General features: G+C 65.3%; 18 protein-coding genes. 5 read left to right on the top strand and 13 right to left on the bottom strand.

Features of this window, described 5'->3' with window-relative positions; all coding sequences use genetic code 11:
* Window positions 1–896: 896 nt before the first annotated feature.
* From ubiA to recG, 6 genes are all read right to left on the bottom strand, one after another.
* A complete protein-coding gene (gene ubiA, locus VSR71_RS04070) occupies window positions 897–1,754 on the bottom strand; it encodes a 4-hydroxybenzoate octaprenyltransferase (protein WP_342912685.1) in 858 nt (285 codons plus the stop codon).
* Between the two features lie 141 nt (window positions 1,755–1,895).
* Complete coding sequence (locus tag VSR71_RS04075; RefSeq protein WP_342912617.1) at window positions 1,896–2,381, bottom strand: Dps family protein; 486 nt, start codon at window positions 2,379–2,381, stop codon at window positions 1,896–1,898.
* A 92-nt stretch (window positions 2,382–2,473) separates the two neighbouring features.
* Window positions 2,474–2,668, bottom strand: a complete 195-nt coding sequence (locus VSR71_RS04080; protein WP_342912618.1) for a hypothetical protein — start codon at window positions 2,666–2,668, stop codon at window positions 2,474–2,476.
* A gap of 49 nt (window positions 2,669–2,717) precedes the next feature.
* Window positions 2,718–4,160 carry a catalase gene (locus VSR71_RS04085; RefSeq protein WP_342912619.1) on the bottom strand — a complete coding sequence of 481 codons (1,443 nt, stop codon included), beginning with the start codon at window positions 4,158–4,160 and terminating at the stop codon, window positions 2,718–2,720.
* A gap of 405 nt (window positions 4,161–4,565) precedes the next feature.
* Window positions 4,566–5,516 (bottom strand): LysR substrate-binding domain-containing protein, encoded by a 951-nt coding sequence (locus tag VSR71_RS04090; RefSeq protein ID WP_342912620.1) that lies wholly within the window; start codon window positions 5,514–5,516, stop codon window positions 4,566–4,568.
* A gap of 111 nt (window positions 5,517–5,627) precedes the next feature.
* Complete coding sequence (gene recG / locus VSR71_RS04095; protein WP_342912621.1) at window positions 5,628–7,799, bottom strand: ATP-dependent DNA helicase RecG; 2,172 nt, start codon at window positions 7,797–7,799, stop codon at window positions 5,628–5,630.
* A gap of 219 nt (window positions 7,800–8,018) precedes the next feature.
* Between recG and queA the strand changes: the two genes are divergently transcribed.
* The 5 genes from queA to secF all read left to right on the top strand — a co-directional run bounded on the left by queA (window position 8,019) and on the right by secF (window position 13,907).
* Window positions 8,019–9,098 carry a tRNA preQ1(34) S-adenosylmethionine ribosyltransferase-isomerase QueA gene (gene queA, locus VSR71_RS04100; protein ID WP_342912622.1) on the top strand — a complete coding sequence of 360 codons (1,080 nt, stop codon included), beginning with the start codon at window positions 8,019–8,021 and terminating at the stop codon, window positions 9,096–9,098.
* A gap of 14 nt (window positions 9,099–9,112) precedes the next feature.
* The gene (gene tgt, locus VSR71_RS04105) at window positions 9,113–10,243 is read left to right on the top strand and encodes a tRNA guanosine(34) transglycosylase Tgt (RefSeq protein ID WP_342912623.1); all 1,131 of its coding nucleotides are present in this window, start codon (window positions 9,113–9,115) and stop codon (window positions 10,241–10,243) included.
* 223 nt (window positions 10,244–10,466) lie between these two features.
* The gene (gene yajC / locus VSR71_RS04110; RefSeq protein WP_342912624.1) at window positions 10,467–10,793 is read left to right on the top strand and encodes a preprotein translocase subunit YajC; all 327 of its coding nucleotides are present in this window, start codon (window positions 10,467–10,469) and stop codon (window positions 10,791–10,793) included.
* A gap of 218 nt (window positions 10,794–11,011) precedes the next feature.
* On the top strand, window positions 11,012–12,883 hold the full coding sequence (gene secD / locus VSR71_RS04115; RefSeq protein ID WP_342912625.1) for a protein translocase subunit SecD: 1,872 nt from the start codon (window positions 11,012–11,014) through the stop codon (window positions 12,881–12,883).
* A gap of 52 nt (window positions 12,884–12,935) precedes the next feature.
* Window positions 12,936–13,907: a protein translocase subunit SecF gene (secF, locus tag VSR71_RS04120; RefSeq protein WP_342912626.1), complete on the top strand. Its 972-nt coding sequence runs from the start codon at window positions 12,936–12,938 to the stop codon at window positions 13,905–13,907.
* Between the two features lie 72 nt (window positions 13,908–13,979).
* Here secF and VSR71_RS04125 read toward each other — a convergent pair whose 3' ends face one another.
* The 7 genes from VSR71_RS04125 to VSR71_RS04155 form a co-directional block, all read right to left on the bottom strand.
* Window positions 13,980–14,987: a response regulator gene (locus VSR71_RS04125; RefSeq protein ID WP_342912627.1), complete on the bottom strand. Its 1,008-nt coding sequence runs from the start codon at window positions 14,985–14,987 to the stop codon at window positions 13,980–13,982.
* A complete protein-coding gene (locus tag VSR71_RS04130; protein ID WP_342912686.1) occupies window positions 14,984–16,117 on the bottom strand; it encodes a hybrid sensor histidine kinase/response regulator in 1,134 nt (377 codons plus the stop codon). Before VSR71_RS04130 ends, VSR71_RS04125 begins: the two co-directional genes overlap by 4 nt.
* A 15-nt stretch (window positions 16,118–16,132) precedes the next feature.
* Window positions 16,133–17,464, bottom strand: a complete 1,332-nt coding sequence (locus VSR71_RS04135; RefSeq protein WP_342912628.1) for a sensor histidine kinase — start codon at window positions 17,462–17,464, stop codon at window positions 16,133–16,135.
* Window positions 17,465–17,486: 22 nt separating this feature from the next.
* The gene (locus VSR71_RS04140) at window positions 17,487–18,878 is read right to left on the bottom strand and encodes a class I SAM-dependent methyltransferase (protein WP_342912629.1); all 1,392 of its coding nucleotides are present in this window, start codon (window positions 18,876–18,878) and stop codon (window positions 17,487–17,489) included.
* 385 nt (window positions 18,879–19,263) lie between these two features.
* Window positions 19,264–19,854: a YceI family protein gene (locus tag VSR71_RS04145; protein WP_342912630.1), complete on the bottom strand. Its 591-nt coding sequence runs from the start codon at window positions 19,852–19,854 to the stop codon at window positions 19,264–19,266.
* Window positions 19,855–19,935: 81 nt separating this feature from the next.
* The gene (locus VSR71_RS04150; RefSeq protein ID WP_342912631.1) at window positions 19,936–20,517 is read right to left on the bottom strand and encodes a YceI family protein; all 582 of its coding nucleotides are present in this window, start codon (window positions 20,515–20,517) and stop codon (window positions 19,936–19,938) included.
* Window positions 20,518–20,575: 58 nt separating this feature from the next.
* Window positions 20,576–21,130, bottom strand: a complete 555-nt coding sequence (locus VSR71_RS04155; protein WP_342912632.1) for a cytochrome b — start codon at window positions 21,128–21,130, stop codon at window positions 20,576–20,578.
* Window positions 21,131–21,416: the final 286 nt, after the last annotated feature.

Here is a 21,416-nt window from a genome sequence, read left to right on the forward strand (position 1 = left end):
GCCCTCCTGGGCGGGTAACTTTTTGTCCGAGCGACAAAAAGTCACCAAAAAGCGCGTTTACGGCCCTGCGGGCGGCAACTCTTATCGTAGTTGGCGAGAGTTTTCGTACGGGGCTGGGCTTCGTTGCAGGGCAAGACTGCCTGACGCCCTGGTGCGCCACGGTTCCGGGATTGATGCGATGTTTTTGAACGAGCCCGGAGCTGTGGGTGGCCCCTGCTGCGGGCGTCAACTTAGGGTCGCCTACGGCTGCGCTGCGCGCGGGTCCTAACGTGGCGGAGCTGGCGTCCATGTCCTGGCTCGCGCTTCGGGCTCGGCGTCGCACGCTGGCGACATAGCTGGCGCATAGGAAAGCCTTGGCTCTGCTCCGGCAAATTGGCTGGCTTTACTTCGCGGGGGCTCCGGCCCTCACCCCCGGCCCCTCTCCCGCAAGCGGGAGAGGGGAGCAAACAAGCGGCAAGAAAGGGCTTGCGGGCTCACCCGCGATAGCGCCAAGCGAGCGCAGCGACGCGTTCCGAGCCAGAGCACCTGAACTTAGATGCTGCCGGCGCGCAGCGCAGCCGTAGGCGTTCCTACGTTGACGCCCGTAGCAGGGGCCACCCACAGCTCTGGGCTCGTTCAATAATCACGTCAATCTCAGCCACCGTGGCGCACCAGGGCGTCAGGCAGCCCTGCTATGTGAGGAAGCGCAGCCCCGTACGAAAGCCCTTGCCCACTACGATAAAAGTGGCCGCCCGCAGGGCCGTAAACGCGCTTTTTGGTGACTTTTTGTCGCTCGGACAAAAAGTTACCCGCCCAGGAGGGCGGAACCAGGCGGTTCAACGGCCGACAGCATGTCATCAACGGCGACAACACAGCTTCAACGGCCGACAGCATGTCATCAACAGCGACCACTCAACTCACCGAACTCCATAAGCCACCGCCGTCCCCACAAACACACATGCCCCCAACCAATTGTTGTGCCGGAACGCAGCAAAACACCGCATCCGATCCCGATCACGAATCAGCGTGTAGTGATACCCGGCACAAACAGCCGCCGCAGCCAGCCCAACCCAATACGGCCACCCCAACCCCAGCATCAACCCCGCCAGGGCCATCAGCACCAGGAAAGCGGCATAACAGAACATGATCGCAACAACATCAAACCGACCAAACGTAATCGCCGAAGTCTTCATCCCGATCAGCAGATCATCATCCCGATCCACCATCGCATAAGCGGTGTCATAAGCCACCGCCCAGAACACATTGGCCAGCAACATCAGCCAGGCCACCAGCGGCACCTGATCCTGGATCGCGGCGAACGCCATCGGAATGCCAAACCCGAACGCAATCCCGAGGTAAGCCTGGGGAATCGCAAAAAAACGCTTGAAGAACGGATAAGTCCCCGCCACCACGGCCGCCACCACGGCGAGCGACTTGGTCAGGGCATTCAGCGGCAGCACCAGAGTAAAGGCCACCAGGGCCAGCACGGCGGCCACGGCCAACGCTTCCCACGCAGCGATCTTGCCCGCTGTCAGCGGCCGTTCCTTGGTCCGCTTCACATGCTTGTCAAAATCCCGATCCGCCCAGTCATTGATTGCACAGCCAGCGGAGCGCATGAGGAACGTGCCCGCCACGAAAATCCAGAACAATCCCCATGACGGCGGCCCGCCGGCAGCCATCCACATGGCCCACAACGTCGGCCACAACAGCAGCAGCGTGCCGATCGGCTTGTCGATGCGCACCAGGCGCGCGTAGAGGGAAAGGCGTTCAAGCATCGGGGCGGGAGGCAATGGCGACAGGGACTGCACGGCGGGGATCCGGGAAGGAAGCTTCAATGGAAACGCGCCACAGCCCGGATGGCTGCAGCGCGCAATGCCGGCCGCCGCGTGGCAGCGGCCGGAAGTCGCTAAGAGGCGTCAGGCGAGCATCGCGCGCAGCATCCACGCGGTCTTCTCGTGCGTCTGCATGCGCTGGGTCAGCAGGTCGGCCGACGGCTCGTCGGCGGCAGCGTCGACCACCGGGAAGATCGAGCGTGCGGTGCGCACCACGGCTTCCTGGCCTTCGACCAGCTTGCGGATCATCTCGGTCGCCTCGGGCACGCCCTCTTCTTCGGCGATCGACGACAGGCGGGCGTATTCCTTGTAGGTGCCCGGTGCCGGGTAGCCCAGCGCGCGGATGCGCTCGGCGATCGAGTCCACGGCCAGCGCCAGCTCGGTGTATTGCGTCTCGAACATCAGATGCAGCGTATTGAACATGGGACCCGTCACGTTCCAGTGGAAGTTATGGGTCTTGAGGTAGAGGGTGTAGGTGTCTGCCAGCAGCTTGGACAGGCCTTCCGCAATCTTCTTGCGGTCCTTGTCGGAAATACCGATGTTCACGCTCATCTCATTCTTCTTTGCCATGGTAGGTACGCTCCGTTCTGGTAAAGCACGAGGAGCGCCGCCGGAATTGCCGAAAACATGGTTCCGGGCGGCGCGTTACCCGCATTATTGCATTAGCCGGCGATCCCGGACAAACCCCGGACTACCTCGATAAGGACCACCGCAGCACCAAGCACGATCACGGCGACACCGACTTCCTTGCGCCACATCTTGTGGCGCAGCCGCGCGGCATCGGGGCCCTCGGGCTTGTCATGGCCGTCATGCCAGAGCTTGCGCCACTCGTCGATAAAGAACCGGATCATTGCCATGGTGCTTCTCCCGGGCGCGGCGGCCGTTGCTGCCGCCGCGCCGGACAGGTTACTTCAGGTCAAGCGCGCGCGCCACGCCCTCCCCGTAGGCAGCGTCGGCCCTCGTGAAGTGCTCGATCTGCTTGCGCACGATCTCTTCCGGCACGCCCTGCATTGCCGCCGCGATGTTGGCGAGCAGCCGCTGGCGCTGGCCCTCGTCGAACAACCGGAACAGCGCGCCGGGCTGGCTGTAGTAGTCCGTGTCGACGCGGTGGTCCCAGCGGTCGGCCGCGCCGTCGAGCGCCAGCGGCGGCTCCATCGCGCGTTCGCTGGCGCCGTAGGCGCTCTCGCGGTTCGGCTCGTAGTTCAGCTTGCCGCCCTGGTTGCCGTCCACGCGCATTGCGCCGTCGCGGTGGAAGGTGTTGTGGAACGGGCATTTCGGCGCATTCACCGGGATCTGGTGGTGGTTGATGCCCAGCCGGTAGCGCTGCGTGTCGCCGTACGAGAACAGGCGGCCTTGCAGCATCTTGTCGGGCGAGAAGCCGATGCCCGGCACGATATTGGCGGGGTTCATCGCCACCTGCTCGACCTCGGCGAAATAGTTGTCCGGGTTGCGGTTCAGTTCCAGCACGCCTACGTCGATCAGCGGATAGTCCTTGTGCGGCCAGACCTTGGTCAGATCGAACGGGTTGATGTGGTACCTGGCCGCATCCGCTTCCGGCATGACCTGCACGCGCAGGTTCCAGCGCGGGAAGTTGCCCTGCTCGATGTTCCCGAACAGGTCGCGCTGCGCGCTCTCGCGGTCGTTCGCCACTACCCTGGCAGCCTCTTCATTGGTCCAGTTGGCGATGCCTTGCTGCGACTTGAAGTGGAACTTGACGTAGAAGCGTTCGTTGCTGGCGTTGATAAACGAATACGTATGCGAGCCGAAGCCGTGGATCTGCCGATAGTTCTGCGGCAGGCCGCGGTCGCTCATCAGGATGGTGACCTGGTGCAGCGATTCCGGATGGCGCGACCAGAAGTCCCAGACCGCAATCGGGTCGCGCAGGTTGGTGCGCGGGTTGCGCTTCTGCGTGTGGATGAAGTCGGGAAACTTGAGCGGATCGCGCACGAAGAACACCGGGGTGTTGTTGCCGACCACGTCCCAGTTGCCTTTATCCGTATAGAACTTGACCGAAAACCCACGCACGTCGCGCTCGGCATCGGCGGCGCCGCGCTCGCCGGCTACGGTCGAGAAGCGGATGAACAGCGGCGTTTCCTTGCCGACTTCGGCAAAGATCGAGGCCTTGGTGAATTTCGTGATGTCGTGCGTGACCCGGAACGTGCCGTAGGCACCGGAACCCTTGGCATGCACGCGGCGCTCGGGAATGACTTCACGGTCGAAGTGGGCCAGTTTTTCGAGGAACCAGACATCCTGCAGCAGCATCGGGCCGCGCGGGCCGGCGGTCTGCGAGTTCTGGTTGTCGGCAACGGGTGCGCCGGCTGCGGTCGTGAGAGTGTCCTTCTTGCTCATCTGTTCCTCTTGTCGTGGGTGGCGGGAAGAGAATTCCGCCTCAGTTGACGGCGGCGTAGCAGGCAAGGCAATCGAGCAGGTAGCGCCCCATGCGGAGAGAGAACGGGCGCTTGATCGTTATGCCGGGAGTGGACTGGGCACTGGTGCTCATGCTCGGCTCCTTGCCTGGTTTCGATGCCAGTTGGCATGGTAGAAGCCAGTCTACAAACAAACTATTGCACTGAGAATTTAATTATTTATACCTATGTATTAGGTCAAATCTATTCGACTTTCCGCGGTTTCATGCCGGCGCAAAGTGAAGGAGCGAAGACAAGCTCCGAAAATGCCGTACTTCGGGGACAGAAAAACAAAGGCCGCAACGGATATCCCGTTGCGGCCTTCAGGCTTGCGTCTGGTTTTGGAGAATCAGGCGGCTTCTGCCAGCTCCTTGGCATCGAGCTTGCGCACACCAGACAGCTCGCAGGCGGCCACGGCGTTGGCCAGTGCTTCCATCGCCGGCAGGCGCGTGAAGCTTTTGCGCCAGGCGAGCACCACGCGGCGGTCCGGCACCGGATCGGCGAACGGCACGTACGACAGCATGTCGCCCTTGGCCTTCAGGTCAGGCACCGAGGTGCGCGGCAGCACGGTAATGCCGACACCGCTGGCCACCATATGGCGAATGGTTTCCAGCGACGAGCCTTCGAATGTCTTCTGGATGCCGTCCGCGGCCTGCGAGAAGCGCGACAGTTCCGGGCACACGCCCAGCACATGGTCGCGGAAGCAGTGGCCGCTGCCCAGCAGCAGCATGGTCTGCCGCTTCAGCTCGTCAGGGTCGATGGCGTGCGCCTCGGCGAGCTGGTGGCCGCGCGGCACGGCGACAACGAAAGGCTCGTCGTACAGCGGACGCACCGTCAGGCCGGAATCGGGGAACGGCTCGGCCATGACCGCGCAATCGATCTCGCCCTGCTTGAGCAACTCGATCAGCTTGTGCGTGTAGTTCTCCTGCAGCATCAGCGGCATCTGCGGCACGGTCTCGATCATCCGCTTGACCAGCGATGGCAGCAGGTATGGCCCGATGGTGTAGATCACGCCCACGCGCAGCGGCCCGGCCAGCGGGTCCTTGCCCTGCTTGGCGATCTCCCGGATGGCCATGGTCTGCTCGAGCACGCGCTGGGCCTGCGCCACGATCTGCTCGCCGATGTTAGTCACCGACACCTCGGAGGTGCCGCGCTCGAAGATCTGCACGTTGAGTTCGTCTTCCAGCTTCTTGATGGCGACCGACAGTGTCGGCTGCGACACGAAGCAGGCTTCGGCGGCCCGGCCGAAATGGCGCTCGCGCGCCACGGCGACGATGTACTTGAGTTCAGTGAGCGTCATGACTTATCAATTCCGGGTAGGCGATAGATTTTACCTTCGATTCCGGGTTCTGTCAGAGCGCCCCTGTGATTTGTGCGGTATGCGTACGATGCCGCACAAGCCCCGCCGCAATCAGGCTTTGAGGAAGTGTTCGCGCCCGCCGAGCCAGCGCGACAGGTGCGCTTCCACCGCTTCCGGAAACTGTGCCAGCATCAGCTCGGCCGCTTCCTGCGCGTACTCCACCAGCCACGCGTCGGTCTGCAGGTCGGCAAAGCGCAGCATGGCCTCGCCCGACTGGCGCGCACCGAGGAATTCACCCGGACCGCGGATTTCCAGGTCGCGGCGCGCGATCTCGAAACCGTCGGTGGTCTCGCGCATGGTCGCCAGCCGCTCGCGCGCCGTCGGCGACAGCGGCGCCTGGTACATCAGCAGGCATACGGATTCGGCGCTGCCCCGCCCCACGCGGCCGCGCAGCTGGTGCAATTGCGCCAGGCCGAAGCGCTCGGCGTGCTCGATCACCATCAGCGAGGCGTTGGGCACGTCCACGCCCACCTCGATCACCGTGGTGGCGACCAGCACCTGCATGCGGTTGGCGCTGAAGTCATCCATCACCGAGGCCTTTTCGGCAGGCGGCAGGCGGCCGTGCACCAGCCCGACGCGCAGGTCGGGCAATGCGGCCACCAGCGTTTCATAGGTCTCGACCGCGGTCTGCAGCTGCAGCGCCTCGCTTTCCTCGATCAGCGGACAAACCCAGTAAACCTGGCGGCCTTCGGCGGCGGCGTGATGGATGCGCGCGATCACTTCGTCGCGCCGCTCGTCGTTGACCAGGCGCGTGACGATCGGCGTGCGGCCAGGCGGCAGTTCGTCGATCACGGATACGTCCAGGTCCGCGTAGTACGTCATGGCGAGCGTGCGCGGGATCGGCGTGGCCGACATCATCAGCTGGTGCGGCACGGTATCGGGCGCCGGCACATCGGTCGCGCCCGCCTTGCCGCGCAATGCCAGCCGCTGCGCCACGCCGAAGCGGTGCTGTTCGTCGACCACCGACAGGCCCAGTTTCGCGAAGCGCACCGTATCCTGGATCAGCGCATGGGTGCCGATCACCAGTTGCGCCTCGCCCGACTCCACGCGCGCCGCGGCCTCGCGCTTGTCGCGCGCCTTCAGGCTGCCGGCCAGCCAGACCACCGGCACGCCAAGCGGCTCCAGCCAGGCCGACAACTTGCGGAAGTGCTGCTCGGCCAGGATTTCTGTCGGCGCCATCAGCGCGGCCTGGTAGCCGGCATCGATCGCCTGGCACGCCGCCAGCGCGGCGACGATGGTCTTGCCGCTGCCGACGTCGCCCTGCAGCAGCCGATGCATCGGGTGCGGGCGCGTCATGTCGGCGGCGATCTCGGCCACCACGCGTTCCTGCGCACCGGTCAGGCGGAACGGCAGCGCCGCCAGGAAGCGCGTCAGCAGGCCGCCTTCGCGGCGCGGCATGGTTGGCGCGGTCTTCTCGCGCCGCGCCGCGTGCGCGCGCCGCAGCGAGATCTGCTGCGCCAGCAGTTCGTCGAACTTGATACGCTGCCAGGCCGGGTGCGTGCGGTCGGCCAGCGCCGCTTCGCTTTCTTCAGGAGGCGGCGCATGCAGCAGGCGCAGGCAGTCTGCCAGCGGGCGCAACTGCAGGCGCGCCAGCGGACCCTGCAGCACCGGGCGCGGCAGCGTCTCCGGCATCGGCGTGCGCGACAGCGCGCCGCCGATGGCCTTGCGCAGGTAGGCCTGCGAGATGCCGGCAGTGGCCGGGTAGACGGGCGTCAGGCGATCCGGAAGCGCTTCGCCCTCGGCAACGGGACGCACCGTCGGGTGAACCATCTCGGCGCCGAAGAAGCCGCCGCGGATCTCGCCGCGCACGCGCAGCCGCGCGCCTTCGGCCATCTGCTTGGTCTGGCTGCCGTAGAAGTTGAGGAAGCGCAGCGTCAGCTCGCCGGACGCGTCGGCAAGCTTGACCACCAGCTGGCGGCGCGGACGGAACGTGACTTCGTTGGAGATGACCTCGCCTTCCACCTGCGCCGGCTGGCCGAGCCCCGCGCGGCGGATCGCGTCGGCGATCGGCGCCAGCGTGGTCTCGTCCTCGTAGCGCATCGGCAGGTGCAGCACCAGGTCGACCGGGCGGCGCAGGCCGAGCTTGGCGAGGCGAGCTGCAGCGGACGAGGTAGACGATGTCGATTTGCCCTTGCCCTCCCCGGCCTTGCCGCGCGCGGGTGCGACCGCATCCTTGGCGGCATCGGCGGACAGGTCGGTCGTTTCGGTGGCGGTTCCGGGCATCGGCAGCGAAGACTGGCGGCAGGGACGGCTGGGGCAGCGGGCATGGGCGGGAACGCCGGCGAATAGCCGGTATCACGCCCGGCCCGGCGGCAAGCACGCCCGTGGCCTTACAATATCGGATTCGCCGATTGTACCCATGCCGGCCGCCACCACGGGCGGCGAGTGCCGCTTTGTGCCTCGCTTTCCGACCCGTCGCGGGCGCCGCGCGCCGTTTCCACGATGTTGACGCTTTCCGATTTCGATTTTCCGCTGCCGCCAGAACTGATCGCCCAGAGCGCGCTGCCCGACCGCAGCGCCAGCCGGCTGCTGGTGGTGGAACGGGTCGCGCCCGCCGACACCGCCGATGCGGTGCGCCTGGTCGACCGCGCCTTCAGCGACATCATCGACTACCTGCGCCCTGAAGACCTGCTGGTCTTCAACGACACGCGCGTGATCAAGGCACGCTTCTTCGGCCACAAGCCCAGCGGCGGCAAGGTCGAAGTGCTGGTCGAGCGCGTGCTGGACTCGCATACCGTGCTGGCCCAGGTGCGCGCCTCGAAAACGCCTGCCGAGGGCAGCGCGCTGCACCTGGCAGAAGACGCCTTCGCGGTGACGGTCGGCCCGCGCGTGGACCAGTTCTTCACGCTGCGCTTTCCCGAGCCGGCGCTGGACCTGATCGAGCGCTACGGCCGCCTGCCGCTGCCGCCGTATATCACGCACGACCCCGACGCCTACGACGAGACCCGCTACCAGACCGTCTACGCGCGCAATCCGGGCGCCGTCGCGGCACCGACCGCGGGCCTGCATTTCGACGACGCGCTGTTCGCGCGGCTGGATGCCGCCGGCGTGCGCCGCGCCTTCCTGACGCTGCACGTGGGTGCCGGCACCTTCCAGCCGGTGCGCACCGAGAACCTGGCCGAGCACAAGATGCATTCGGAGTGGTATGCCGTTTCCGAGGAACTGGCCCGGGCCGTGCGCGAGACCCGCGCCCGCGGCGGCCGCGTGATCGCGGTCGGCACCACTTCGCTGCGGGCACTGGAGTCGGCCGCGCAGCCTGACGGCACGCTCGCCGCCGGCAGCGGCGACACCGATATCTTCATCACCCCGGGCTACCGTTTCCGGCTGGTCGATGCCCTGATCACCAACTTCCACCTGCCCAAGTCGACGCTGCTGATGCTGGTGTCGGCGCTGGCCGGCGTGGAAGCCATCCGCGCCACCTACCGCCATGCGGTCGAGCAGCGCTACCGCTTCTTCAGCTATGGCGACGCCATGCTGCTGACCCGCCGGAATGATGCCGATACCGCAGGCACCGCGGCCTGAACCCTGACACAAGCATGCTTAACTTCGAACTCATCACCACCGACGGCAACGCTCGCCGCGGCCGCGTCACGCTGAACCACGGCGTGGTCGAGACTCCGATCTTCATGCCGGTGGGCACCTATGGCTCGGTCAAGGCAATGTCGCCGCTGGAACTGAACGAGATCGGCGCGCACATCATCCTGGGCAATACCTTCCACCTGTGGCTGCGTCCGGGACTGGAGGTGGTCAATGCCCACGGCGGATTGCACAAGTTTATCGGCTGGGACAAGCCGATCCTGACCGATTCCGGCGGCTTCCAGGTGTTTTCGCTCGGTGATCTGCGCAAGATCACCGAGGATGGCGTCACGTTCGCGTCGCCGGTCAATGGCGACAAGCTCTTCCTTTCGCCCGAGATCTCGATGCAGATCCAGCGCACGCTGAACTCGGACATCGTGATGCAGTTCGACGAGTGCACGCCGTACGAGATCGACGGCCGCCCCGCCACGCACGAGGAAGCGGCCAAGTCGATGCGCATGAGCCTGCGCTGGGCCAAGCGCTCGCGCGACGAGTTCGAGCGGCTGGCCAACCCCAATGCGCTGTTCGGCATCGTCCAGGGCGGCATGTACGAGGACCTGCGCGATGAATCGCTGGCGGGCCTGTCGGAGCTGGATTTCCACGGCTTCGCCATCGGCGGCCTGTCCGTCGGCGAGCCCAAGGAAGACATGATGCGCGTGCTCGAGCATGTGGCGCCGCGCCTGCCGGCCAACAAGCCGCACTACCTGATGGGCGTGGGCACGCCCGAGGACCTGGTCGCGGGTGTCGCCGCCGGGGTCGACATGTTCGACTGCGTGATGCCGACCCGCAATGCGCGCAATGGCTGGCTCTTCACCCGCTACGGCGACGTCAAGATCAAGAACGCCGCGCACCGCAACGACCCGCGCCCGCTCGACGAAAGCTGCGCCTGCTACACCTGCCGCAACTTCTCGCGCGCTTACCTGCACCATCTGCACCGCGTCGGCGAAATCCTCGGCGCGCGCCTGAATACCATCCACAACCTGCACTATTACCTGCAGCTGATGCGCGAGGTGCGCGAGTCGATCGAGCAGCACCGTTTCGCCGACTTCCGTCGCCAGTTCGCGTCCGACCGCGCCCGCGGCACGCAGTGAAATCAGTGCAGCGGCGCGAACTTTCGCGCCGCTGCCGGTCGAATACCCGGGTTGCCTGCAGTTGGCATCCGCAATGCAGCGCCCTGCTCGCCGGGACCTGCCGCGAGTCGCCCCGAAAGCACCCCGAAGAAACCCGTATTCCGCCCTAGAATGCCAAAGGCGGGCCGAATGCGAATGGTAGAATGATCGATTACTTGACTGACTTTTGTGACGGAGAATCAACGTGCTGATTTCTAACGCATATGCCCAGACCGCCGGTGCCGGCGGCGCGGCTGGCGGCCTGATGAGCTTCCTGCCCATCATCCTGATGTTTGCGGTGCTGTGGTTCATCATGATCCGCCCGCAAATGAAGCGCCAGAAAGAAGCGAAGGCAATGCTCGAAGCGCTGTCCAAGAACGACGAAGTCGTCACCGCCGGCGGTATCCTGGGCCGCGTGACCAAGGTCACCGACCAGTACGTCAGCCTGGAAATCGCTGAAGGCACGGAGATCACCGTGCAGAAGAATGCCGTGACCACGGTGCTGCCGAAGGGTTCGCTGAAGGCGCTCTGATCCGCCGATCGCCCCGATCGACTAAGCGACTCCCGCCTTTGTCTTTTCCGGCATGCCCGTTCGCGCATGCCCCGGCAGCCGCCTGATCCAGCCCGCCAGAGCCCCCGTGGCTCCGCTCCGTGGCTGCCAGGCGGCTGTTTGCCAAACCGGTTCGGCCTCGCCGACGTGGCGCGCCACGCCTGCGCCGGCCCCGCCAACCGCTGAATGACTGGCCCGAGATGAATCGTTATCCGCTTTGGAAATACCTCGTGATCCTGGTGGCGCTGACCATCGGCATCCTCTACACCTTGCCGAACTTCTTCGGCGAGGCGCCCGCCGTGCAGGTGTCTTCGGGCAAGGCCACGGTCAAGATCGACCTGTCGATGCAGAAGCAGGTCGAAGAGATCCTGGCGCAGAACCAGCTGCAGCCTGACGGCGTGTTCTTCGACATTTCCGGCCAGTCCGGCTCGGTCAAGGCGCGTTTCCGCACCACCGACGAGCAGCTCAAGGCCAAGGACGTGCTGTCGCGCGCGCTCAACCCGGACGCTGCCGATCCTACCTACGTGGTCGCGCTTAACCTGCTGTCGGGCTCGCCACGCTGGCTGACCTCGCTGCACGCGCTGCCGATGTACCTGGGCCTGGACCTGCGCGGCGGCGTGCACTTCCTGCTGCAGGTCGACATGAAGGGCGCCGTCGACAAGAAACTCGACAGCCTGGCCGGCGACGCGCGCACGCTGCTGCGCGACAAGAATATCCGCCACGGCGGCATCGACCGCGAAGGCGAACGCCTGACGGTGCGCTTCAACAACGCCGACGAGGCCAACCGCGCCCGCGCGCTGCTGGCCGACAACCTGCGCGAAGTGGCCTTCGCGCTGGACGGCAACAACGTGGTCGGCACCTTCACCGAAGCCGCCCGCAAGGCCGTGCAGGACGCCGCGGTCAAGCAGAACATCACCACCCTGCACAACCGCGTCAACGAACTCGGCGTGGCCGAGCCGGTGATCCAGCAGCAAGGCACCGACCGCATCGTGGTGCAGCTGCCGGGCGTGCAGGACACCGCCAAGGCCAAGGACATCATCGGCCGCACCGCCACGCTGGAAGCGCGCCTGGTCGACAACGACGCGCCGCGCAGCCCGCGCCCGGGCGACCCGGTCCCGTTCGGCAGCGAGCTGTTCACGCAGGGCAACGGCGCACCGGTGGTGCTGAAGAAGCAGGTCATCTTCACCGGCGACCGCATCGAAAGCGCCTCCGCCGGCTTCGACCAGAACCAGCAGCCTTCGGTCAACATCAAGCTCGACGCCCAGGGCGGCCGCGTGCTGCGCGACGTCTCGCGCGAGAACCTGAAGAAGCCGATGGCGATCGTGCTGTTCGAAAAGGGCAAGGGCGAAGTGCTGACGGTGGCGACCATCCAGTCCGAACTGGGTTCGAGCTTCCAGATCACCGGCTCCTACTCCACCGAAGCCGCCAACGACCTGGCGCTTCTGCTGCGCGCCGGCTCGCTGGCCGCGCCGATGGAGATCATCGAAGAACGCACCATCGGCCCGTCGCTGGGTGCCGACAACATCCAGAAGGGTTTTGACTCGGTCGCCTACGGCTTTGCCGCCATCGGCGTGTTCATGATCCTGTACTACATGCTGTTCGGCGTGTTCTCGGTGGTGGCGCTGGGCGTGAACCTGCTGCTGCTGATTGCGGTGCTGTCGATGCTGCAGGCCACGCTGACGCTGCCGGGCATCGCCGCCATCGCGCTGGTGCTGGGCATGGCCATCGACGCCAACGTGCTGATCAACGAGCGTATCCGCGAGGAACTGCGCGCCGGGGCATCGCCGCAGATGGCGATCGCGGTCGGCTTCGACCGCGCCTGGGCCACCATCCTGGACTCGAACGTGACCACGCTGATTGCCGGCCTGGCGCTGCTGGCCTTCGGCTCGGGCCCGGTGCGCGGCTTTGCCGTGGTGCACTGCCTGGGCATCCTGACCTCCATGTTCTCGGCGGTGTTCTTCAACCGCGGCCTGGTCAACCTCTGGTACGGCCGCAAGAAGAAGCTGCAGAGCGTGGCCATCGGCCAGATCTGGAAGCCGGGCAACGCCTCCGACACGCCGGTCGCCAAGTAAGCGGCCAGGCCAGTCGATCAGCAACAACTAGCAGTACAGAACAGGATTCAACATGGAATTCTTCCGCATCCGGCGCGACATTCCGTTCATGAAGCACGCGTTGGTCTTCAACGTGATTTCCTTCCTGACGTTTGCCGCGGCCGTATTCTTCCTCTGGCAAAAGGGCCTGCACCTGTCGATCGAATTCACCGGCGGCACGGTGATGGAGGTCAGCTACCAGCAGGCGGCCGACCTGGAAAAGATCCGCGGCCAGGTAAGCAAGCTGGGCTATACCGACGTGCAGGTGCAGAACTTCGGCACCTCGCGCGACGTGATGATCCGCCTGCCGCTGCAGAAGGGCCCGGACGGCAAGCCGGTCACGTCGGCCCAGCAGAGCGAGCAGGTAATGGGCGCGCTCCAGGCCGGCTCGCCTGACGTCAAGCTGCAACGGGTCGAGTTCGTCGGCCCGCAGGTCGGCAAGGAACTGGCTACCGACGGCCTGCTGGCGCTGCTGTGCGTGATAGTCGGGATCGTGATCTACCTGTCGTTCCGCTTCGAGTGGAAGTTCGCGGTGGCGGGCATCATCGCCAACCTGCACGACATCGTGATCATCCTGGGCTTCTTCGCCTACTTCCAGTGGGAATTCTCGCTGTCGGTGCTGGCGGCGGTGCTGGCGGTGCTGGGCTACTCCGTCAACGAATCGGTGGTGATCTTCGACCGGATCCGCGAGAACTTCCGCAAGTACCGCAAGATGACCACCCACGAGATCATCGACAACGCGATTACCAGCACGATCTCGCGGACCATCATCACCCACGGTTCGACCCAGATGATGGTGCTGTCGATGTTCTTCTTCGGCGGCCCGACGCTGCACTACTTCGCGCTGGCGCTGACGGTGGGTATCCTGTTTGGCATCTATTCGTCGGTGTTCGTGGCCGCGGCGCTGGCGATGTGGCTGGGCGTGAAGCGGGAAGACCTGGTCAAGTCGGATAAGAAGGGCGAGTCGACCGACCGCAACGATCCGAACTTCGGTGCGCAGGCCTGACGCCCTGCTGCTCCGGCAAAAAGACATGGCGCCCCGCGGGGCGCCATTTTTATTGGGGCAGTTGCAACCGGATCAAACGGGTTGCGAAAACCGCTCGATCCACGCCGCCAGCCGGTCAGCCGCGAAAGCCTCGGTGCGCGGCGCTGTCCGGCACAGGATGGTGTCGCCATCGCGCGCGAACTGCACCGCGCCGCCAACCTCGTCAAGCCACAGCAGGCTCGCCAGCCAGGCCGCGTGATGGGGCGACACCGGCGTACCCACCGGCTGCGCCAGGAACTCGGCCAGCGTAGCCGGCGTGGTCCACACCACCGAGTCGCCATCGCGGCGCACCACATCGCTGCCGAGCGCGTCGGTAATGACCGCGACCGCATCGGCCGCTCCCTTGCCCGCGTTGGCGCTGCGCAGCGCCGCCAGGCGCGTGGCCACGGCATGGCCGAAGGTGCCGCTGCGCTCGGCCTCGGCACGTACCAGATCGGCATAATCCATGCGCTGCCAGTCCGGGTCGGCATTGCGCGCGCCGGCCAGGTCGACCGCCGCCAGGTAGGTTTCCACCGGCTGGAACCGGCCCGGGCCGATCAGGCTCGCGCACAGCGCATGCAGCATGCCGATGCGCGTGGCCACGGTCTGCGTCTGCAGCACCGCCAGCTTCTCGCGCACCAGCTGGTCGCGCTCCTTGCGCAGCCCGGACAGCTCCAGCGCCTGCTTCAGCTCCATGCGCAGCGCGGTGATATCCCACGGCTTCTTGATATAGCGGTGGATCTGTCCCTGGTTGACCGCCTCGACGGTCTGGTCCAGCTCGGAATAGGCCGTGGTCAGGATGCGCACGATGTGCGGATAGCGTTCGCGCGCATAGCGCAGCAGTTCGTTGCCGTATTCGCCGGGCATGCGCTGGTCCGACACCAGCACTGCCAGGCTGTCGGCGTGCGCGTCCAGCAGCGCCTTGCCCTCTTCCACCGAACCGCCGGTCACCACCGGTGCCAGCGCCCCGATGGCGCGCTGGAAATACTTGACGGCGGTGGCTTCGTCATCGACGAACAGAATCGCCGGGGGTGGTGCCTGGGTGGCAATCGGTTCGCTCATCGGTCACTCCTAATCATTCGATTCTTGAAACTTGGAAAGTCCAGCGTCACGGTCGTGCCGGCCCCGGATGCGGATGCGATCCGGATGCCGCCGCCAAAGGACTGCATGACGCGGTTGCAGAAAATCATGCCCAGGCCGCTGCCGCCGGCGCTGGCGTGGGTGGTCACGGGATCGACCAGCAGGCGCTCCATCACCTCGGGCGGGATGCCGGGCCCGTTGTCGCTGATGTGGATTTCCTGGTGCGGCTGGGCCACCACCACGAAGCGCAGCGCCGGCGACGGCGTGTCCGCGAGCGCGCGCAGCGCATTGCTCATCACCGACGACAGCACCAGCGCCACGCAATTGGGCAGCGTCTGCACCGGGAAATCGCCGTGCATCTCGACCTGCACCCACTGGCGCTGGTCGCCGGAAAACGGGTAGGTATCGAGCAGCGATGCCACCAGCGCACCCGCGCTGGCCTCGGCACCGGGCTCGGGCCGCGCCGCCTTGCTGCCGGCGCTGTTGCGCACCGACTGCAGGAACGACGACAGCACCGCCAGGCAATACTGGGCGTTGTCGTGCATGGCGCTGGCGGCCTGGCCGATCTCGCCCTGGCGCTGCTCGCTGTATTCGCCCGCGACCCGGCTTTCGATGCCGCGCGCGAAATTGGCGATCGCCGCCAGCGGCGTGTTCAGTTCGTGCGCCAGGAAAGCCAGGGTCTCGTCGATCGCCATCAGCCGGTGCTGGCGCAGCGCGCGCTCGCGGTGGCGCTCGCCGGCCAGGCGCAGCACTTCGCGCACCTGCGCCACGCTCAGCGGCTTCTCCAGGATGCGGAACACCTCGCCGCTGTTGACCGTCTGCAGCAGCATGTCCTTGTCGGCATATGCCGTCACCAGGATGCGCACGATCTGCGGGTACAGCTGCGCCACTTCGCGCAGCAGTTCGCCGCCATCGCGGCCGGGCATGCGGAAGTCGGTCACCAGGACGGCGATGCGCGGGCCATCGGTGGCGAGCGTGGCGATCGCCTCCTCGGCACTGGCGGCCAGCAGTACCTCATACTCCGAACCCACCGCGCGCGCGAAATACTTGCGCGCCATGTCTTCGTCGTCGACGTAAAGCAGGGTCGGCCGCGCTTGCTGCACCTCGGTCATGGCACTCATGACGGCTTACTCCGCGCGCGGCAGGTCGAAGCTGAACGCGGCCCACTGCCCCAGCTCGCTCTCGGCGAAGAGCTGGCCGCCATGGCGCTCGATCACCGCGTAGCTGATCGAAAGCCCCAGCCCCAGGCCCTGCCCCACATCGCGCGTGGTGAAGAAGGGCTCGAACACGCGCGCCAGGTTTTCCTCGGCAATGCCGGGGCCATTGTCGCGCACCGTGACATGGAGCCGGCTGTCGGCCCAGCGCACCGTGGTATGGATCGCCGGCGCGGCCGTGCCGGCCTTGCGCATGGCCAGCGCGGCGTTGGAGAACAGGTTGATCAGCACGCCGATGACCGCGGCCTCGTCGCCCAGCACCAGGGTGTCGCCCGGCAACTCGCGCGTCACCTTGACGCCGCGCAGCTCGTGCGCGGTCAGGCGGATCGAGGAGTCGAGCGCCTTCTCGAACAGGAACGGCGTGCCCTCCACCTCGGCGCCCGGCTTGCGGTAGGCGAAGGTCTTCAGGTCGGACACGATATGCTGGATGCGCTGCATGCCCTGCTTGGCATCGACCAGGCACTCGGTCAGCGACTCGCTTTCCTTGGCCTGCGGCTCTTCCATCGCCACCTCGATTGCCATCAGGCAGAAGTTGACCGGGTTGTTGACCTCATGCAGCAGCCCGGCCGCCAGCGTACCGATCGCGGCCATCTTTTCCTGCTGCAGCATCTGGCCCTTGATGTCGACCAGCTTGCGGTTGATGACTTCCAGCTCGGCGTTGGTCTCGGCCACCTCCGCCTTCAGCCGGAACAGCATGAAACGCGCGCGCTCGTTAAAGAAGGTGTAGACGCCGCTTGCTGCCGCCGCGAACAGCAGGAACAGCGAGTTGACGATGAAGGTCCCCATCGGCTCGATGCCGCCGGCGTGGAACAGGCACGCCAGCACGTACAGCAGATAGGAGAGCAAGCCGAAGACCAGGTTCTGCCACAGCCCGAACGGCAGCGCGATGCCCGAGGCGAAGATCGCCAGGTTCAGGCCGACGTAGTAAGGCGACTGCACGCCCTCGGTCTGCGAGATCATCCACGCGATCATGATCTGCGGCAGCAGCAGCCAGGTCAGCGTCAACCAGGGCGCGAGCCGGCGCCCGATGGCGCTGTACAGCATCACCACCACGCCCGCGATCAGCAGCGACACCACCACGCGCGCCACCGCGAACGCAAGCTGCTGCTGCGGATACTGGCCGTAGTCGAGCCCGACGCCGAGCAGGACCAGCACGATCGCGGTATAGGCGCCGCCGCGGCTGAACGCCAGGCGGAAGTCGGCCAGTTCGGACTGGTAGCCGGCGTAGAGTTGATTGGTGCTCATGGGGTGGTCCGCGCGGACAGCCTCATTCAATGGTGGCTTCGGCAAAGACGTTGACGCCGGTGGGGTCTACGTAGATGCGGTGCGAGTGCGAATTCTCCGGCAGCAGCTGCGCCATGCCGGCGTCGTCGCGGTAGATCAGGTACCACTCCAGCAGGTGCTCCATGCCGAATTTCTCTGGATTGTTGGCATGCACGTTGGTGACCAGCACCTGGCCGGCCGAACGCGACCGCGAGGCGAAATACGCCAGCAGCCGCGTGCAGACCTTGTCCGACAGGTAATCGAACAGTCCCGCGCAGTAGACCGCGTCGAACTCCCGCGCACTGATATCGTCAGGCGAGATGCGGCGCTTGAGCAGTTCGTGCACCGACTGGTGCACCATCTCCACCGACGCCTTGCGCCCGGCGCCAGAGGCTGCCCGCTCGATCGAGTTGCGCGTGTAGTCCAGCGTCTCTTCGCTGAAGTCGACCAGCTGGAACGACAGCAGCTCGGGATTGGGATACTCCCGCACAAAGCGCTGGATCTCGAAGGCCGGCCCGCAGCCCACGTTGAGCACGCGGAACGGCCGGCCGGCCGCACGCGCGCGCTCGGCCTGGCGTGTCAGGAAATCCACCAGCAGGTCGATGCGGTTGCGGTGCGCGGTCGCCACTGCCGCCTTCAGGAAGGCGGTGTTGACGATCTGGAAGTAGGTGGTCGGACCCTGCTGCGGATCGCTCAGGATCTGGTTGACCATCTCGTAGTCGCCGGCGTAGCCGAGCGGCTTGGTGAAGGTCCGGTACACGAACGGCGCGCGCAGCAGCAGCGGGTGCAGCGCCGACTGCGCGTAGGTGCGGTGCACTGGCGCGATTTCGGGGTCCACGCGCTCGGCCTCGCCCTCGAGCCAGTCAAGGTAGGTCTTGGTCTTGACCATGATCGGCGTGGCCAGCTCGTAGAACACGTCCTCGCGCAGCTTGCCGTCTTTCTTGGGCAGCGACTCGGTCAGGTCGACCTGCTCGACCCAGCGCGATACTTCGGACAGGAAGGCGCGCATCTCGTTGACCACGATCTGGTAGTCGCGCCGGATATTGAAGCGCGTATCCCAGTCCTGCACGAACAGCTCGGCTTCGCGTGCCACCGACTTGGGCTCGTTGTTCAGGTCGGTCAGTTCGCGCCACTCGTCGATCAGCGTCAGCGATACCACCGCGGTCAGGCCGGTATTCACCAGGCTCATCACCACGGCCTTGCCCAGGTAGGCATTCTTGGCGCCCATGCGGACGCTGAGCTCGCTCAGCACCTCGCTGACCTGCACGATCGAATACGGATTGTAGATTTCCATCACCAGAGACTTTCTCTGGAGATTGATGATCGTGCCCCGCACCTGCTCGCCCTGCGAGTTGCGGAAACTAACTACCGGATCGATTTGCGTTTTGGAATACACGGTATTGCGCCAGGGAAATCCGAGAAACGCTGCGGGCCATACTGCCTGGGCGGAACGGCCGGGTACAGCAGGAGGGGCGAGGGGATCGCGGGGAAGGCTACCGGTATCGGGATGTGCAGCGAATGCTCATAGGGATGCGCTATAGCCTGTTGGCGGGCGGGCGGCCCCGCCCTGTGCGGGAGAGCACCGACAAACCCGGATCGTCTGGAATTGCCGCGGCCCATTGTACTGTGGCAATTGGGCCGCGTACAACCAAGTGCCTTGTCAGTCCCCTCTTGCGGCGGGATCGGCTACAGGATACCTAAACCCATCAAAAAAGGCCGGCGATCGCCGGCCTTTTGTCGCTTGACGTGAGCGGCCCATGGCGGGCCAACCCATGGCGCGCTTACTCGGCGCGCACGCCTTCCACCTGGATGGCGAGCTTGACTTCGGGCTTGAAGCCCATCTTCACGCCATAGTCCAGGCCGAAATCGGCGCGGTTGAACTCGCCCACGGCGTCGGCGCCGCAGGCTTCGCGCTTGAGCATCGGGTGCTGGATGCACTTGAACTCGCGGATTTCCAGCTTGACCGGCTTGGACACGCCGCGCAGCGTCAGCACGCCTTCGACTTCGGTCGGCACGTCGCCCTTGAACTTGCTGAACTTGCCCTTGTAGCTCGCCTCCGGGAAGGCTTCCACGTTGAACATGTCAGGACCCTTGGCATGCTGGTTCAGCTTGGCATTGCCGAAATCGATCGAAGACGGATCGATCTTCACCTCGACGGTACCGGCCTTGGCGGCACGATCCAGCGTGACGGTGCCGCTGGACTTGTCGAACTTGCCGCGCCACGTCGACAGGCCGCCCAGGTGGTCGGCCTCGAAGCTCGGGTACGTATGGGTCGGATCGAGGTTGTAAGTCACGGTATTGGCCGAAGCCACGCCGAAGGCGGCGGTTGCGGAAATGGCCGCGACGGCGGCAACGACGGAACGCAGTTTCATGGGATCTCCCGGCAAAAGCAGGTTGGTTAAGCGGAACGTTCTTGGTTATTAACGTCCTGGTACGTCAGCGGATTGCCGGCCTTACTTCTTGGCCAGCACGATACGGAACTTGATCTGCACATCGTCGGCCACCACCGACGTGTCCTTCCACTCGCCGTCGCCGATATTGAAGACGGTGCGCTTGATCGGCAGCGCGCCCTCGAACACCTGGCTGGCGCCTTCCTGGCGGTAGGTGGCCGGCACCACCACGTCGACGGTCTTGCCTTTGATGGTCAGCTTGCCGGTGACGTCGTACTTGCCCGGCGTGCCGTTCTTGATGCTGGTGGACTGGAACACGGCCTTGGGGTACTTGGCCGCGTCGAACCAGTCCTTGCCCTTCACTTCCTTGGTGGTCTCGGCGTCGCCGATCTCGAAGCTGGAGACGTCGATCTCGACCTTGGCCGACGAGGTGTCCAGCTTGGCGGGATCGAAACTGACCTGCGCGTCGAATTTCTTGAACTTGCCTTCCATCGGCACGCCGATCTGGCGCGCGACGGCGGTCACCGAGCTCTTGGCCGCATCGACCTGGGCCCAGGCCAGGTTGGCGGCGATGCCGGCGGCGGCCAGCACGGCTGCCACGGTGGCGTTGATGGCCAGCGAGCCGCGGCGGGAATGGCGATTCATCTTCAATGACTCCTGTCAGGTTCGAGGTTCGGCGCGAGGCGCCGCGGTACGGGATATGTCAGCGCAAGAAGGGCAGCATCCGGCCCAGCGTGCCGTCGCGGTCGACGAATTGGTGCTTCACCGCCGCCGCCGCATGGACAACGACCACCGCGGCCATCAGGTAGTTCAGCCAGACATGCGCAAACTTGAGCACTTCCTTCAGTTCGTCGTTCTTCTCGATCAGCGCCGGCATCTTCCACAGGCCGAGGTAGACCACCGGCACGCCAGCCGCCGAGCTGTAGAGATAGCCGCTGATGGGAACGATCACGATCAGCAGGTACAGCAGGTGATGCGCGCCGGCGGCGGCCCTGGCCTGCCACGCCGGCGTGCCGGGCGCGACCGGCGGAGCCACGTGCGTGGCGCGCCACAGCACGCGCAGCAGCGCCACGGCGAAGATCGTCACACCCAGCCACTTGTGCCACGAATACAGCTTCAGCTTGGTCGGCGTCAGCCCCGGGATGCCGGTCATGTACAGGCCGAGCCCGAACGCACCGAAGATCGCCAGGGCGACGATCCAGTGCAGCGCGATGGCGGTGGCACCGTAGCCGGCCGGGGCATTGGCGGTAGAACGCATCTGTTTCCTCTCGCCCGCGTCATGGGCATTTCACAAATTTGGGGACGCACCCAGGAATTGGATCCGCCGGAGCACTGAAGATTCTCGCATTATTGCGGCGGGAAGTGCGCCCGTGCAGGACAGTCCTTCATTAAGTTATTCAAATGCTTTGAACTGTCATTCTGCCGCAAGCGCCACAAGGCCGCAGGCCGACGGCCAATTGGCGTAACCCGGCGCTACTGAAGCAAAAAAAAAGCCATCCGGTTGGATGGCTTTTCTGGCTGTGCCGGCACAGTGGCCGGCATAT

It is taken from the genome of Cupriavidus oxalaticus (assembly GCF_038900635.1).
GTDB lineage: Bacteria > Pseudomonadota > Gammaproteobacteria > Burkholderiales > Burkholderiaceae > Cupriavidus > Cupriavidus oxalaticus_B.

What these genes read in the sequence shown, in the direction of transcription:
- tgt (WP_342912623.1), top strand. Translation starts at nt 9,113, where the DNA reads ATGCTTAACTTCGAACTCATCACCACCGACGGCAACGCTCGCCGCGGC.
- recG (WP_342912621.1), bottom strand. Translation starts at nt 7,799, where the DNA reads ATGCCCGGAACCGCCACCGAAACGACCGACCTGTCCGCCGATGCCGCC.
- VSR71_RS04080 (WP_342912618.1), bottom strand. Translation starts at nt 2,668, where the DNA reads ATGGCAATGATCCGGTTCTTTATCGACGAGTGGCGCAAGCTCTGGCAT.
- VSR71_RS04085 (WP_342912619.1), bottom strand. Translation starts at nt 4,160, where the DNA reads ATGAGCAAGAAGGACACTCTCACGACCGCAGCCGGCGCACCCGTTGCC.
- VSR71_RS04075 (WP_342912617.1), bottom strand. Translation starts at nt 2,381, where the DNA reads ATGGCAAAGAAGAATGAGATGAGCGTGAACATCGGTATTTCCGACAAG.
- VSR71_RS04130 (WP_342912686.1), bottom strand. Translation starts at nt 16,117, where the DNA reads ATGACCGAGGTGCAGCAAGCGCGGCCGACCCTGCTTTACGTCGACGAC.
- VSR71_RS04090 (WP_342912620.1), bottom strand. Translation starts at nt 5,516, where the DNA reads ATGACGCTCACTGAACTCAAGTACATCGTCGCCGTGGCGCGCGAGCGC.
- VSR71_RS04145 (WP_342912630.1), bottom strand. Translation starts at nt 19,854, where the DNA reads ATGAAACTGCGTTCCGTCGTTGCCGCCGTCGCGGCCATTTCCGCAACC.
- VSR71_RS04150 (WP_342912631.1), bottom strand. Translation starts at nt 20,517, where the DNA reads ATGAATCGCCATTCCCGCCGCGGCTCGCTGGCCATCAACGCCACCGTG.
- VSR71_RS04135 (WP_342912628.1), bottom strand. Translation starts at nt 17,464, where the DNA reads ATGAGCACCAATCAACTCTACGCCGGCTACCAGTCCGAACTGGCCGAC.
- secD (WP_342912625.1), top strand. Translation starts at nt 11,012, where the DNA reads ATGAATCGTTATCCGCTTTGGAAATACCTCGTGATCCTGGTGGCGCTG.
- queA (WP_342912622.1), top strand. Translation starts at nt 8,019, where the DNA reads ATGTTGACGCTTTCCGATTTCGATTTTCCGCTGCCGCCAGAACTGATC.
- VSR71_RS04125 (WP_342912627.1), bottom strand. Translation starts at nt 14,987, where the DNA reads ATGAGCGAACCGATTGCCACCCAGGCACCACCCCCGGCGATTCTGTTC.
- ubiA (WP_342912685.1), bottom strand. Translation starts at nt 1,754, where the DNA reads ATGCTTGAACGCCTTTCCCTCTACGCGCGCCTGGTGCGCATCGACAAG.
- secF (WP_342912626.1), top strand. Translation starts at nt 12,936, where the DNA reads ATGGAATTCTTCCGCATCCGGCGCGACATTCCGTTCATGAAGCACGCG.
- VSR71_RS04155 (WP_342912632.1), bottom strand. Translation starts at nt 21,130, where the DNA reads ATGCGTTCTACCGCCAATGCCCCGGCCGGCTACGGTGCCACCGCCATC.